The 14,001-nt window shown below is 32.0% G+C and carries 10 protein-coding genes and 2 tRNA genes; 10 read left to right on the plus strand and 2 right to left on the minus strand.

The annotated features are described in order from the left end of the window. Positions 1 to 28: 28 nt before the first annotated feature. The 4 genes from ilvB to ilvA are packed head-to-tail and all read left to right on the plus strand — an operon-like array spanning position 29 to position 5,080. Entirely contained in the window at positions 29 to 1,762 is a 1,734-nt protein-coding gene (gene ilvB / locus AC2GW8_RS13130; RefSeq protein ID WP_440880329.1) for a biosynthetic-type acetolactate synthase large subunit, read from the plus strand. Positions 1,763 to 1,764: 2 nt separating this feature from the next. Further along, positions 1,765 to 2,289, plus strand: coding sequence for an acetolactate synthase small subunit (gene ilvN, locus AC2GW8_RS13135; protein ID WP_440880330.1), 525 nt, complete (start codon positions 1,765 to 1,767; stop codon positions 2,287 to 2,289). Between the two features lie 26 nt (positions 2,290 to 2,315). Further along, positions 2,316 to 3,812: a ketol-acid reductoisomerase gene (gene ilvC / locus AC2GW8_RS13140; RefSeq protein WP_440880331.1), complete on the plus strand. Its 1,497-nt coding sequence runs from the start codon at positions 2,316 to 2,318 to the stop codon at positions 3,810 to 3,812. A 2-nt stretch (positions 3,813 to 3,814) separates the two neighbouring features. Then, positions 3,815 to 5,080, plus strand: coding sequence for a threonine ammonia-lyase IlvA (ilvA, locus tag AC2GW8_RS13145; RefSeq protein WP_440880332.1), 1,266 nt, complete (start codon positions 3,815 to 3,817; stop codon positions 5,078 to 5,080). Between the two features lie 358 nt (positions 5,081 to 5,438). Here the strand turns inward: ilvA and AC2GW8_RS13150 are convergent. Continuing rightward, positions 5,439 to 5,511 (minus strand) — tRNA-Phe (locus tag AC2GW8_RS13150). Positions 5,512 to 5,548: 37 nt separating this feature from the next. After that, positions 5,549 to 5,621: transfer RNA gene (locus AC2GW8_RS13155), tRNA-Phe, on the minus strand. A 110-nt stretch (positions 5,622 to 5,731) separates the two neighbouring features. Between AC2GW8_RS13155 and AC2GW8_RS13160 the strand changes: the two genes are divergently transcribed. From AC2GW8_RS13160 to AC2GW8_RS13185, 6 genes are all read left to right on the plus strand, one after another. Continuing rightward, positions 5,732 to 6,463 (plus strand): type III pantothenate kinase, encoded by a 732-nt coding sequence (locus AC2GW8_RS13160; RefSeq protein WP_440880333.1) that lies wholly within the window; start codon positions 5,732 to 5,734, stop codon positions 6,461 to 6,463. Continuing rightward, positions 6,456 to 7,748, plus strand: a complete 1,293-nt coding sequence (gene bamG / locus AC2GW8_RS13165; protein WP_440880334.1) for a beta-barrel assembly machine protein BamG — start codon at positions 6,456 to 6,458, stop codon at positions 7,746 to 7,748. The genes AC2GW8_RS13160 and bamG overlap by 8 nt, the downstream gene beginning before the upstream one ends. Before the next feature lie 17 nt (positions 7,749 to 7,765). Next, positions 7,766 to 9,076: an RNA-binding protein gene (locus AC2GW8_RS13170; RefSeq protein WP_440880335.1), complete on the plus strand. Its 1,311-nt coding sequence runs from the start codon at positions 7,766 to 7,768 to the stop codon at positions 9,074 to 9,076. Positions 9,077 to 9,083: 7 nt separating this feature from the next. Beyond that, the gene (lptC, locus tag AC2GW8_RS13175; protein WP_440880336.1) at positions 9,084 to 9,647 is read left to right on the plus strand and encodes an LPS export ABC transporter periplasmic protein LptC; all 564 of its coding nucleotides are present in this window, start codon (positions 9,084 to 9,086) and stop codon (positions 9,645 to 9,647) included. Positions 9,648 to 9,864: 217 nt separating this feature from the next. Then, positions 9,865 to 11,154 carry a hemolysin family protein gene (locus AC2GW8_RS13180; protein WP_440880337.1) on the plus strand — a complete coding sequence of 430 codons (1,290 nt, stop codon included), beginning with the start codon at positions 9,865 to 9,867 and terminating at the stop codon, positions 11,152 to 11,154. Between the two features lie 102 nt (positions 11,155 to 11,256). Further along, positions 11,257 to 13,377 (plus strand): peptidylprolyl isomerase, encoded by a 2,121-nt coding sequence (locus AC2GW8_RS13185; protein WP_440880338.1) that lies wholly within the window; start codon positions 11,257 to 11,259, stop codon positions 13,375 to 13,377. Positions 13,378 to 14,001: the final 624 nt, after the last annotated feature.

Genomic DNA, 14,001 nt, shown 5'->3' on the forward strand with positions numbered 1-14,001 from the left:
GAGAATGTTAGTGAAAAAATAAATTAAGATGGCAACAAAAACACAAGAAAAGATGCAAGACACTACAAAGGTAAAAGAGACTATTACCGGAGCTGAGGCAGTTATAAAATCTTTGTTGGCAGAAGGAGTGGAAGTTCTTTATGGTTATCCGGGTGGAGCAATTATGCCTGTTTATGATGAGTTTTATAAGTATCAAGATAAAATACATCACGTCTTAACTCGTCATGAGCAAGGCGCTACACATGCTGCTCAAGGTTATGCACGAGCTTCAGGTAAGGTCGGAGTAGCTATTGCTACATCAGGACCAGGAGCAACAAATTTGATTACGGGAATAGCAGATGCTCAAATTGATTCAACACCAATGGTTTGCATAACTGGTCAAGTGGCTGAACATTTATTGGGAACTGATGCTTTTCAGGAAACTGATATCGTTGGTATTTCTACGCCAGTAACAAAATGGAATTATCAAATAACAAAAGCTTCTGAAATTCCGGAAATAATGGCAAAAGCATTTTATATTGCCAAATCTGGGAGACCAGGTCCTGTATTAGTTGATATTACAAAAAATGCGCAATTTGAAGAATTTGAATTCGATTACAAATTATGTACTTCTGTTAGAAGTTATGTGCCTAAGACAGTTGTTGTAGAAGAGTCACTAAAGGAAGCGGCATCTTTAATTAATACAGCAAAAAAACCAATGGTTGTATTTGGGCAAGGGGTTATTTTAGGTGAAGCTGAGGAAGAGTTTAAAGATTTCATTGAAAAGGCAGGTTTGCCATCTGCTTGGACAATTTTAGGGTTGTCTGCTTTACCTACCTCTCATAAATTAAATGTGGGTATGGTTGGAATGCATGGTAATTATGGACCAAATGTATTAACGAATGAATGCGATGTCTTAATAGCTGTAGGAATGCGTTTTGATGATCGTGTAACGGGGGATTTAAGTAGATACGCTAAACAAGCTAAAATAATTCATTTTGAGATAGATCCTGCTGAAATTGATAAAAATGTGAAAACTGACGTTGCTGTTCTAGGAGATGCAAAGGAAAGTTTGTTGCAAATTATGCCATTTATTAATTCAAATTCTCATGAGGAATGGTTGAAAGAGTTTAGGAATCATGATAAGGTCGAGTTTGACAAGGTTATCAAAGATGTTTTATACCCAGAAAAAGACGGTTTAACCATGGGAGAGGTTATGAAAGAGATAAATAACGCTTCTGGGGGCAATGCGATTATCGTATCTGATGTCGGGCAACATCAAATGTTTGCTTGTAGATATGCTGAGTTTAATCAATCTAAGAGTAATATTACATCAGGAGGTTTAGGAACGATGGGGTTTGCTTTACCGGCAGCAATAGGAGCAAAAATGGGAGCGCCAGAAAGAGAAGTTGTTGCTGTTATAGGTGATGGAGGGTATCAAATGACGATACAAGAGTTAGGTACTATCTTACAGACAAGAGCGGCAGTGAAAATTGTAGTGCTAAATAATGAGTTTTTAGGAATGGTACGTCAATGGCAACAATTATTTTTTGATAAACGGTATGCGTCAACAGAAATGGTTAATCCTGATTTTATAACTATAGCGAAAGGATATCAAATAGAGGCTACCAAGGTTACTAAAAGAGAAAATTTGAAAGCAGCAGTTAAGGAGATGATGCAATCAAAAGAAGCATACTTTTTAGAGGTCTGTGTCGAAAAAGAAGATAATGTATTTCCAATGATACCAACAGGTTCATCTGTTTCAGAAATAAGATTAGAATAATTATGGAAAATAAGCAAACGTATACTATATCAATCTATACAGAAAATAATGTAGGGTTGTTAAATAGAATTTCTTCAATATTTCAAAGAAGACATATTAACATTGAGAGTGTAAATGTTTCTAAGTCAGAGATTAAAAGTGTTTCAAGGTTTACTTTACTGGTAAAGCTAACTGAAGATCAAGTAAAGAAGATAATCGGTCAAATTGAAAAGCAAGTAGAGGTCATAAAGGCTTATTATCATAATGATGATGAAACCATTTATCAAGAATCTTGCCTTTTTAAATTACGTACAGATTTGTTAACAAGTAACGATGAAATTCAAAAAGTTATTAACGGAAGCAAATCAAAAGTAATTAATATAAATAAAGAGTTTTTTGTTCTCGAAAAATCAGGATCTAAAGAGGAGGTAGAAGAACTCTATCATATATTAGATAAGCATGGAATAATGCAATTTGTTAGATCGGGAAGAATAGCAATAACAAAAACAGCAATGCCAGTTTCTAAAATGTTAAAAACATGGCAATAATAACCAACATTAACTATATATAAAAAATGAAAAATTATTTTAATCAATTGTCATTAAGAGAGCAACTGGCTCAACTAGGAAAGTGCAGATTCATGAAGTCTTCTGAATTTGAAGGTGGAATAAATGCTTTGAAAGGGGCAAAAGTGGTGATTGTTGGATGTGGGGCGCAAGGTCTGAATCAAGGGCTAAACATGAGGGATTCTGGTCTTAATGTTTCTTACTCGTTGCGTGAATCGGCTATTAAAGAAAAACGTCAATCTTATAAAAATGCAATTGATAATGGGTTTGAAGTCGGAACTTATGATGAGCTAATTCCAACAGCAGATTTGGTGTGTAATTTAACCCCAGATAAACAACATACAAAAGTTGTAAATGAAGTGATGCCTTTAATGAAAGAAGGTTCAACACTAGCTTATTCTCATGGCTTTAATGTGGTTGAGGAAGGGATGCAGGTAAGAAAAGATATAACGGTAATAATGGTGGCTCCTAAATGCCCAGGCTCAGAAGTTAGAGAAGAATATAAGAGAGGTTTTGGTGTGCCTACACTAATAGCTGTACACCCAGAAAATGATCCGAAGAGTAAAGGTTTAGAAGAGGCCAAGGCTTATGCCTATGCAACTGGAGGGCATAGAGCTGGGGTTTTAGAGTCTTCTTTTGTTGCTGAGGTAAAATCAGATTTAATGGGAGAACAAACAATTCTTTGTGGTGTTTTGCAAACAGGTTCTATATTATCTTTCAATAAAATGGTAGAAGAAGGAATAGAGCCTTCATATGCATCAAAATTGATACAGTATGGGTGGGAAACTATAACAGAAGCTTTAAAACATGGTGGTATTACCAATATGATGGATAGGTTATCAAATCCTGCAAAAATTAAAGCGTTTGATTTGTCAGAAGAATTAAAAGTTATTATGCGTCCATTGTTTCAAAAACATATGGATGATATTATGTCTGGTCATTTTTCTAAAACAATGATGGAGGATTGGGCAAATGAAGATAAAAATTTGTTGAATTGGAGGGCAGAAACGGGTGAAACAGCTTTTGAAAAAACGGCTCCAATAAGTAAAGAAATTTCTGAGCAAGAATATTTTGACCATGGTGTGTTATTGGTAGCTTTCGTTAGAGCGGGTGTTGAATTAGCTTTTGAAACGATGACTGATGCCGGAATTATTGAAGCCTCTGCTTATTATGAATCACTTCATGAAACTCCCCTCATAGCGAATACTATTGCAAGAAAGAAATTGTTTGAAATGAATCGAATCATCTCTGATACAGCTGAGTATGGATGTTATTTGTTTGATCATGCTTGTAGACCTTTATTGGAAGATTTTATGAAAGGAATATCAACGAATGTTATCGGAAGGTCATTTAGTGATTCAAATGAAGTTGATAATCAGAGGTTAATTGTAGTTAATGATGTTATCAGAAACCACCCTGTAGAAGAAGCAGGAAAAGTTTTACGTACCGCCATGACCGCTATGAAATCACTAAAAACAGAGGTGGATAAACCTGTTCTGGCATAATAATGAATATAGAAAGTAAAACGTACTACCCGAAGTTAAAGGATATACAGAAAGCAGCTATCACCTTGAAAGAGGTGGTTGCTGTTACCCCTTTGTTTCCGAATCATACTTGTTCTGTAGAATATGAAGCAAATATTTTATTAAAGAGAGAAGATTTACAACAGGTTAGGTCTTATAAAATAAGGGGGGCATACAATAAAATAAATTCCCTGTCTAAACAAGAGTTATCAAATGGTATCGTATGTGCTAGTGCCGGAAATCATGCGCAAGGAGTAGCTTTAGCGTGCAGTAAGAAGAAAATTTATGGAACAATTTTTATGCCAGCACCTACACCAAAACAAAAAGTTGAACAGGTTAAAATGTTTGGAGGTGAATTTGTTGATATACAGTTGTCTGGAGATACTTTTGACGATGCGTACAATGCAGCAAAATATGTTAGTGATAGTTTGGGGAAAACATTTGTACATCCATTTAATGATAAAAAGATAATTGAAGGGCAGGGAACGGTAGGTCTTGAGATTATTGACCAATTTGAAAAATTCATAGATTATGTGTTTGTTCCAGTTGGAGGAGGGGGGCTTGCTTCAGGACTTTCTTCAGTATTCAAAATAATGTCGCCAGGCACTAAAGTAATTGGTGTGGAGCCAGAAGGAGCACCTTCTATGAAAACTGCTATAGGAAAAGGTAAAAATATAAAATTACCTAGTATAGATAAATTTGTAGATGGGGCTGCTGTACAACAGGTAGGAGACCTTACGTATGAAATTTGTAAAAAGAATTTGGCTGATATGATTACTGTTCCAGAAGGAAAGGTGTGTCAAACGATTTTAGACATGTATAATAAAGATGCTATTGTAGTTGAGCCGGCTGGAGCTTTGACATTGGCGGCATTAGATCAGTATCGAGATAAAATTAAAGGTAAAAATGTAGTTTGCTTGATAAGTGGTAGTAATAATGACATCACACGTACCGCTGAAATTAAAGAGCGGGCTTTATTATTTAAAGGGTTGAAACACTATTTCATAATAAGATTTCCCCAAAGGGCAGGGGCTCTAAAGGAGTTTGTAATGGATGTTTTAGGGGAAAATGATGATATAACTTTTTTTGAGTATTCTAAAAAAACAAATAGAGAAAATGGTCCTGCTGTTGTTGGGGTTGAGCTGGAAAAAATAGAAGATTTAAATCCTCTAATAGAAAGAATGAAAAAACGAAACTTTTATGGAGAATATTTAAACGATAAGCCAAATTTGTTTGAATTTTTAATTTAAAAATTAAAGATTAATCTTTAATTTATAGTGCTTAGAAGCGGGGAGTCGATTTTTTTGTAAAAGAGTTTTAAATAAATAAAAACAGATACATTATTACTTGTTTAATAAGTTTTAGAAAGAACTAACTTATTATTGTTTTTAGATGATATATGGTATCTGGTAATTTCTTTGAAGCGCGGAAAGAGAGAAAAGTAGATATCTTGTGTAATTTTATGTTTTCTGAGAAACTTTTATAAAAGGTTAATATATGGGCGTGTTTCCGAGTTGCTTGCAATTTTTTAAATCTCAACTTTTTTGAAAATGATCAGTTTTATATTTAAAAAAGCAAAAAGCCTAAACAAAGTGTTTAGGCTCTATGTGGTGCCTCCAGGAATCGAACCAGGGACACAAGGATTTTCAGTCCTTTGCTCTACCAACTGAGCTAAGGCACCATTTCGCTTAACGAAGTAGCTTTTAATTCTTACTGAGTGGTGCCTCCAGGAATCGAACCAGGGACACAAGGATTTTCAGTCCTTTGCTCTACCAACTGAGCTAAGGCACCAGTAAGCAACATTCGCTAAGCGGATGCAAATATACAAGGGTTTTTTAATTTACCAAAAGAAAAGAAATAAAAAAAGTATAGTAATTTTGAAACCTTATAAAAATTAAACAATGGACTTAGTTATTGATTCAGGAAATACTAGAGTTAAGGCAGCTGTATTTGAGAGAGGTAGGATTGTTGAACTTATTGTTTTTTCAAAAAATGAAATTTTTGAAAAATTAAAAAAAATTAAAGAAAAATTTAAGGTGGTAAATAGTGTTATTTCATCAGTAGCTGACTTTACTGATGAAGAAAGAGAGCATTTAGACGAACTATTAACCCCCTTATTTTTAAATTCAGAAACAAAAATTCCATTTATTAATAGGTACGAGACACCAAAAACTTTAGGCGTAGACAGAATTGCATTAGCAGCAGCAGCAGCAGATCAATATCCCGGTAAAAATGTACTTGTTATTGACGCAGGTACCTGTATTACTTATGAATTTATAACTAAAAGTAAAGAATATCTTGGAGGAGGAATTTCTCCAGGAATTGAAATGAGATACAAAGCATTAAATAAATTTACTTCAAAATTACCTTTACAAAAAGCATTTCAATTTGAAGGTCTTATAGGGGCAAATACCAGTGATTCAATTCATTCAGGTGTAGTTAATGGAGTATTTAATGAAATAAAAGGACTTATTTATGAATATAAAAGAAAATTCGAAGATTTAACAGTAGTTTTAACAGGAGGGGATACAAAATTCTTGGAAGAACAATTAAAAAGTGTCATATTTGCCCAACCAAATTTTGTTTTGGAAGGATTATACACTATTTTGATTTATAATTTAGCGAATGGTTAAGAGGTTTATATTTGGAATATTATTATTAGTAACAACTACAAGATTAGAAGCACAACGCAGCAACATATCACCATATTCTTATTTCGGAATCGGAGAAAGCTTTGGACAATTAACGGTGGAGCAGTCTTCTATGGGGGGCATTGGCGTTGCTATGAAAGATATCAATCATTTAAATTTTACAAATCCAGCTGCAATTGCTGATTTAAAAATAACTACTTACTCTTTGGGAGGAGAGGCAAGATTTTTAACCTTGAAGGAGTCAAATGCGATGACTTCAGGAAATTCAATAAACTTAAGTTATATTGCCTTAGGTATTCCGTTGGGGAATAAAATGGGGTTAACTTTCGGTTTACAGCCTTTTTCAAAGATGGGATATGCTCTTTTAAACAGAGAATACCTAGGAGATGAACTGCAAGAAGTTTCTCGATTTAGTGGAAGCGGAGGAACAAATAGGTTGTATGCTGGCTTTGGGGCCTATTTGATTAAAGGATTTTCTTTAGGAATAGAAGCTGGTTTTGTGTTTGGGAGTATAGAGAATAATATTTACAATCAAAAATATAATGTTTCTTTAGGTACAAAGCATGAGAGAGAATTAAACATTAGAGGCGGAGAAATTAAGCTAGGTGCTCAATATGAAACAGAATTAAAAAATAATCTAAAACTTACTACTGGAGCGACATTAGCTATGAATACGAATTTATCAGCCACTGGCTCTGAAAGATTATATTCACTTTCTTTATCGAATAATGGTTTAGAGATAGGTAAAGATACTTTATATTCAAAATCAATATCAGGAAATATTAAAATGCCTCTTAGGGCTATATTTGGAGTGGGTCTAGGAAAAAAAGATAAATGGTATGCTGAATTGAGTCAAGAATTCAGAGAAGAATGGTCAACATCGAACCAAATAAACCTATCATCTGGTCGATATCAATATGAAAGTGGAAGAAAACTTTCTTTTGGAGGGTATTATATTCCTAAAATTAACTCTATATCTAGTTACTGGGACAGAGTAACTTATAGAGCTGGTGTTCGGTTTGAGAAATTAGGTTTACTTGTAGATGGACTAGGAACGGGGAAATCCTTAACCTCAATAAATGATTATGGCATAAATTTTGGATTAGGATTACCATTACCAAAATTATTGTCTAGTGTAAACCTTGGATTCGAATATGGTCAGAGAGGAACAATTGATAATAATTTAATCAAGGAGAACTACTATAACATTAAATTGAGTTTATCTCTTAACAGTTTAAGTTGGTTCATTAAAAGGAAGATAGATTAATATAAAACTGATAAATGATGAAAAAAATTACGTATTTACTAACAGGAGTATTTTTGTTCGTAGCCGTAAATGGAGTGAAAGCACAAGCGAGTCAAGAATGTAATATTAAATATAACCTTTTCAAAGGGGATGTTACAAATAAAAAATATAATGGAGCTAAACCACACTTGGAGTATTTATTAACAAATTGTCCTTCACTATCAGTAAATATATATAAATATGGAGATAAGGTTGCTGAAAATAGTGGAGATCATGCATTAGCAAAAAGAATTTATGAAGGAAGATTAAAACACTTTCCAAAGAAAAATCCTGCAAAGGTTCATGGAGATTATGCAAATTATCTTTACAAAAATAAATTGGCAGGAGAAGATGAGATTTTTGTAATCCTTGATAAGGCCTTTAAGCTTGGGGCAAAAAATATGGGAGTTAAGAATATTCTTAGATATTTTGAACTCGTAACAGATAAATATAAAGATTCTGACCCTCAAAAAGTTTTTGATACATATGATGATGCTGTTGAATCAGTTCAGGAAAAATTAGACGATTACAGTAAAAGGTTAGCTATATTGGTGCCAAAAGAAGATGCTGGTACGCTAACTTCGAAAGAAAAAAGAAAACTAAAAGCTGCAAGAATTAATTCAACATCTCTGGGGCAAGTTGAAGGAGGTTTGGATGGTAAAATTTCTGAAATAGCAACTTGTGAGAGATTGATTCCAATTTATACAAGAGATTTTGATAGTAAAAAGACAGATGGAGTTTGGCTAAGAAGAGCCGTATCTCGTATGTATAATAAAGGATGTCAAGACGATCCGCTTTTTGAAAAGTTAGCAGTGGCTTATGCAGATGTAACCCAGTCTGCAGATGCATTTAATTTCGTGGCAGGGGTTTTAGACAAAAATGGAGATAAGAAAGCTGCTTTAGATATGAGAAAAAAGGCTTTCGATCTAGAAACTGACCCAATAAAAAAGGCTAAATTAAAATTAAGAGAAGCCCAAGGTACTTATGGTACTAGAGCTAGATCATTAGCACGTGAAGCATTAAAATATAATCCTAATTACGGTAAAGCATATTTATATATAGCTAGTTTGTATGCTAAATCTGCTAATTCTTGTGGTAGTGATGTTTTTGAAAAAAGAATGGTATACGTTGCTGCTTTAAACAAAGCACAAAAAGCACAAAAAGTAGATCCTGGTTGTGGAGCTGCTAGATATGTAAGGAATTACCGAGCAAATATGCCGACTAAAAAATTAATTTTTCAAAAAGGAGTAGCTTCAGGTTCATCTCATAAAATTGGTTGTTGGATTGGAGAAACAGTACGAGTTCCATAAAAAAAATATGAAAAAAATAATGAAAATATTTATGAAAAACATTGCTATCATTGGTTTGATAGCAATGTTTTTTTCATGTACAAATACAAAAAAAGAAGTTCAAGACTTTCTTGCTGATAAAAATCTACCGATTGCAATTGGAAAAAATATTTATCATGTTTATAAAGATTCGGGTAAAATAACTTCAAAATTAGTTACCCCAATATTACATGATTTTACGAATAGAAAAGAGCATCCTTACAATGAATTCCCGAATGGGATTAAAATTATCACCTACGAAAACAAAGGAAAAGATTCAATAACCATAACAGGTGATTATGCATTAACATATAATAAGACTAGAATTTCCGAAATTAAAGAAAACGTTGTAATTTTAAATCATAATGAAAAATCGAAGCTTGAAACAAATCAGTTATTCTGGGATCAAGAAGAAAAATATTTTTTTACGGAAGACGGTTTTAGATTAACAACTACTACCGATACTATTAATGGCTATGGTTTTGAATCTAAACAAGATTTGACAAAATGGATTGCTAAAGATATCACTGGTCAGATACTTACGAAAGAGTAATAATAAAGAATGATGAATAGACTTTGGAAATATTTACAGTTTGGTTACTTAGTAGTAGCTATTATTTTTTTTGTAGAGGGGTTGTTTAAACTTAAAACAGAACTTAATGAAGCACTCATAATGTTTGGTTTTGCGATATTTATTACACTTATATTTATATTTAAAAGACGTTTTAGAAAGAAAATAATTGATAGAAATAAACTTAATTAACTTTTTTATGGAGTTTAAGGTGGTAGTCATTCTTCTTTCTGTATTATTTTCAGCTTTTTTCTCAGGTATGGAGATAGCTTTCGTGTCAGCAAACAAACTTCATATTGAATTAGAAAAGAAGCGAGATGGTTTTTTATCTAAAATTTTATCGAAATTAACGGAAAAATCTTCTAAATTTATTACTACTATGTTGGTAGGTAATAATGTAGCTTTAGTTATCTATAGTTATTATATGGGAGAGCTTTTAATAATTTGGTTTCAGTTCTTTTTACCAACTGAAAATGTTATTGTAAATAATCTATTAGTGGAAGCAAAGTTACTTACTCAAACATTTATTTCAACTTTAGTTATTTTAGTAACAGCAGAGTTTTTACCTAAAACTATTTTTAGATTATATGCTAATGAAACTTTAAAAATTTTTGCAATACCTGCTTATATTTTTTATTATATTTTTTTCATCCCTACATGGTTCATAACAAAAATTTCTAATTTATTGTTACAAGTTTTTTTTAAGTCTAAGGAAGATTCGAGTCAAAAAGAATTTAGTAAGGAAGAGCTTGGAAATTATATTTCTGAACAGTTAGATGGAGGAATGAATGAGGAAGAGTTAGATTCTGAAATTCATATATTTCAAAATGCACTTGAGTTTCATAAGGTTAAAGCACGAGAAATTATGGTGCCTAGGATTGAAGTAGTAGCTGTAGATATTCATAGTTCAGTTGTTAGTTTAAGGCAATTATTCATTGAAACAGGTCTTTCTAAAATAATAGTTTACAAAAATTCGCTAGATGAAATTTTAGGTTATGTGAATGCATTTGAGTTGTTTAAAAAACCACGTACTATAAAGTCTATTTTATTACCTGTTGAGTTTGTGCCAGAATCTATGGTGAGTAATGATATATTGAATTCATTAATAAAAAAAAGAAAGAGCATTGCAGTTGTTGTAGATGAGTATGGCGGTACTTCAGGAATTATTACTATTGAAGACATTGTAGAAGAACTATTTGGTGAAATTGAAGATGAGCATGATACGATAGAGTTAATAGAAGAAAAAATTGATAGTAAGATCTATCATTTTTCAGCTAGGCTTGATGTGGATTATTTAAATGAAGAATATGGTTTAAATATCCCAGAAGAGGATGCTTATGAAACTCTGGGTGGATTCATAATATACCACACTGAAAATATTCCACATAAAGACGAAATATTAAGAGTATGTAACTTTGAAATTAAAATTTTAAAAGTAAGTGCTTCTAAAATTGAACTTATAAGTTTAGAAGTAATTGAGAATGATTAAGTGTTTATTATCATAGAAGCTACTCTAAAACAGCTAAAAAAACATTGCATTATTAAATGTGATATTGTATTTTCGCACTCAGTTAATTAAATAAAATGACGTATGGCAATTTTATCGAAGATTAGAGAGCGTTCAATGTTCTTGATACTTGTTGTGGGATTAGCATTGTTTGCTTTTGTTTTAGATCCTTCAACTATTTCAGATTTTTTCAATTCAACTAAGGTAAACGATATAGGGTCTGTAAATGGAGAATCAATATCTCGTCAAGAGTTTGCAGAGGCTTTAGACGCTTATAAACAAAATTCTGGAGGTAGAGTATCTGAAATGCAAGCAGCAAAAAATGTTTGGAATAATTTATTACGTCAAAAAATTTACGAAGGACAGTTAGAGAATGCAGGGATAACTGTTGGTGAAGCTGACATTATGAAAGCTTTAATTGAATCTTCAGGTGTTCAAAACCAAGAAAGGTTTAAAACTGAAGGTATTTTTGATAAGACCAAATTTACAGAGTTTCTTGCTACCATAAAAGATGCTAATTCCGATGAATGGAGAGCTTGGCAGAATTATATGGGGTCGTTAAAAGCTAACTTAGAAAAAACTACTTACGATAAATTAGTGTCATCTGGTTTAGGAGCTTCTTTGAAGGAAGGAGAGAATAATTATTTAGCAGAAAACACCAAGTTATCTGCAAAATATGTTTATTTACCATACACTTCCATAGCTGATAGTTTGATTACAATTACAAAAAAGGATATTAAAAATTATATAGATTCTAATGAATCAAACTTTAAAGTTGACGCATCGAGAGATATTAAATTGGTTAAGTTTAACATAGCACCTACAGCAGAGGATGAAAGTCGAATTGAAAAATCTGTGGGAGAGTTGATTGGAGATACTGAAAAAAATGGAATTATAGCTAAAGGACTAAAGAACACAACTGATTACGTAGAGTTCTTTGATGAGAATGATTCTGATATTGTTTTTGATGATAAAATTTTGTTTAAGGTACAAGTTCCTCAGGTAATAGCAGATAAGTTATTCGAAGGAGAACAAGGAGAAGTTTTTGGACCTTATAAAGATGAAAATTACTTCAAATTAACTAAAATTACGAAAGTAACCCAATTGCCTGATTCTGCTAAAGCGCGCCATATTTTAGTTCCTTTCGTAGGCGTTTCAAGTGCTGATCCAACAGTAAAGAGAACAGAAGAAGAAGCAAAGGTTTTGGCTGACAGTTTAATGAATGAAGTGAAAAAAAATCCAACTAAATTTGCCGATTTAGCGAAAGAGTTATCTTCAGACAAAGGATCTTCAACTAATGGAGGTTTGTATGAATGGTTTGGTTATAATAGAATGGTGCCTGAATTTAGAGATTTCGTCTTCGAAGGAAAGAAAAATGATGTAGGTGTTGTAAAAACAGCATTTGGGTTCCATGTAATCAGAATAGAAGATCAAAAAAACTTTCAAAGAGCATTAAAATTAGCAACTTACGGAAAAGAGATTATTGCTTCAGAAGCAACAGAAAATGCAATTTATCAAAAAGCAGAATTGTTTGCACAAGATTTAACAAACGGCAAAAATTATGATGAATTAGTAAAAGAGAAAGATTTATCATCTCAACCAGCAGTCGGACTAAAGGCTTTAGACGATAATGTACCAGGATTAGGAAGTGAAAGAGAGGTTGTAAGATGGGCGTTCGATAAAGATATACAAAAAGGCGATTTCAAGAGGTTTGATGTAAATGGTGGATATGCTGTTGTTATTTTAACAAATAAAACTGAAAAAGGATTGATGTCCGTTGAAAAGGCTACTTCTACAGTTCGTCCTATATTAGCAAATCAAAAGAAAGCCAAATTATTAATCGAAAAAATGGTTGGAAGTACTTTAGAAGAAATAGCAAAAAGTACAGGAGAATCTATTCGAAATGCTAGTAAAGTTAGTTTAAAATCTTCTACGATTTCAGGTATTGGATATGAACCAAAAATATTAGGAGCTATGCTTAACGCTAAAGAATCTGAATTATATAAAAATGTAATTGGAAATAGAGGTGTATTTAGCTTTTCAGTGGACTCGAAGGAATTACCTACAGTCTTACCAAATTATGATACTTATAGAAAAAGACTGGCTAACGATCGTAAAAATAAGTCTTACCAGATTTTCGAAGCAATTAAAAAAGCTTCTGAAATAGAAGATAATGTAGGGAGTTTTTACGGAATTGAACAGTAGTTAATAAAAGAAGTACATTCAAATAAAATAAAAAAGCTCAAAATATATTATTTTGAGCTTTTATATATATATTGTTTTATTAGGTTTTGAGTCTACTATATTATTTGTTATTTTAAACAAATATTAATTTATAAATACAATTGAATTAAATGTTCTTAATAAATATTGCTGATATTCAATGAGATATAAATTGCGAATACTCCTATTTAAATAAATGCTTGATCACAACGAAATAGCTGTTTTAATTTTGAAATTAGCAAAAACCTCTTTTTAAAGTAAACTGATCTTTATTCATAAGTATTCTTTTATGTAAATTAATATTTTTGATAAAATCAAAAATATAGCAACAAATAGGCAAATAAGAGAATGTCATAGGTAGGTTTTATTCTTTAAGGATGAGAAACGACTAAAATCTGTATACCATTAAACGAAGTTTGGGTTTGTAAAGTTTGAATCTGATAATCATAAAAAAACCTTATTTTAAAACACGATATTATAATTCAGTTTTTTATTTATGCTTAAATAATTAATTTAACGATATATAGAACTACCTACCTTTCACCATGTAAGATAAAGCTAATTTCTTTATCGTTGTAATTGAATTGTTATCATAAACCTGATCAT

It is taken from the genome of Tenacibaculum profundi (genome assembly GCF_057162725.1).

What these genes read in the sequence shown, in the direction of transcription:
- AC2GW8_RS13160 (WP_440880333.1), top strand. Translation starts at nt 5,732, where the DNA reads ATGGACTTAGTTATTGATTCAGGAAATACTAGAGTTAAGGCAGCTGTA.
- ilvC (WP_440880331.1), top strand. Translation starts at nt 2,316, where the DNA reads ATGAAAAATTATTTTAATCAATTGTCATTAAGAGAGCAACTGGCTCAA.
- AC2GW8_RS13185 (WP_440880338.1), top strand. Translation starts at nt 11,257, where the DNA reads ATGGCAATTTTATCGAAGATTAGAGAGCGTTCAATGTTCTTGATACTT.
- ilvB (WP_440880329.1), top strand. Translation starts at nt 29, where the DNA reads ATGGCAACAAAAACACAAGAAAAGATGCAAGACACTACAAAGGTAAAA.
- bamG (WP_440880334.1), top strand. Translation starts at nt 6,456, where the DNA reads ATGGTTAAGAGGTTTATATTTGGAATATTATTATTAGTAACAACTACA.
- lptC (WP_440880336.1), top strand. Translation starts at nt 9,084, where the DNA reads ATGAAAAAAATAATGAAAATATTTATGAAAAACATTGCTATCATTGGT.
- AC2GW8_RS13170 (WP_440880335.1), top strand. Translation starts at nt 7,766, where the DNA reads ATGAAAAAAATTACGTATTTACTAACAGGAGTATTTTTGTTCGTAGCC.
- ilvN (WP_440880330.1), top strand. Translation starts at nt 1,765, where the DNA reads ATGGAAAATAAGCAAACGTATACTATATCAATCTATACAGAAAATAAT.
- AC2GW8_RS13180 (WP_440880337.1), top strand. Translation starts at nt 9,865, where the DNA reads ATGGAGTTTAAGGTGGTAGTCATTCTTCTTTCTGTATTATTTTCAGCT.
- ilvA (WP_440880332.1), top strand. Translation starts at nt 3,815, where the DNA reads ATGAATATAGAAAGTAAAACGTACTACCCGAAGTTAAAGGATATACAG.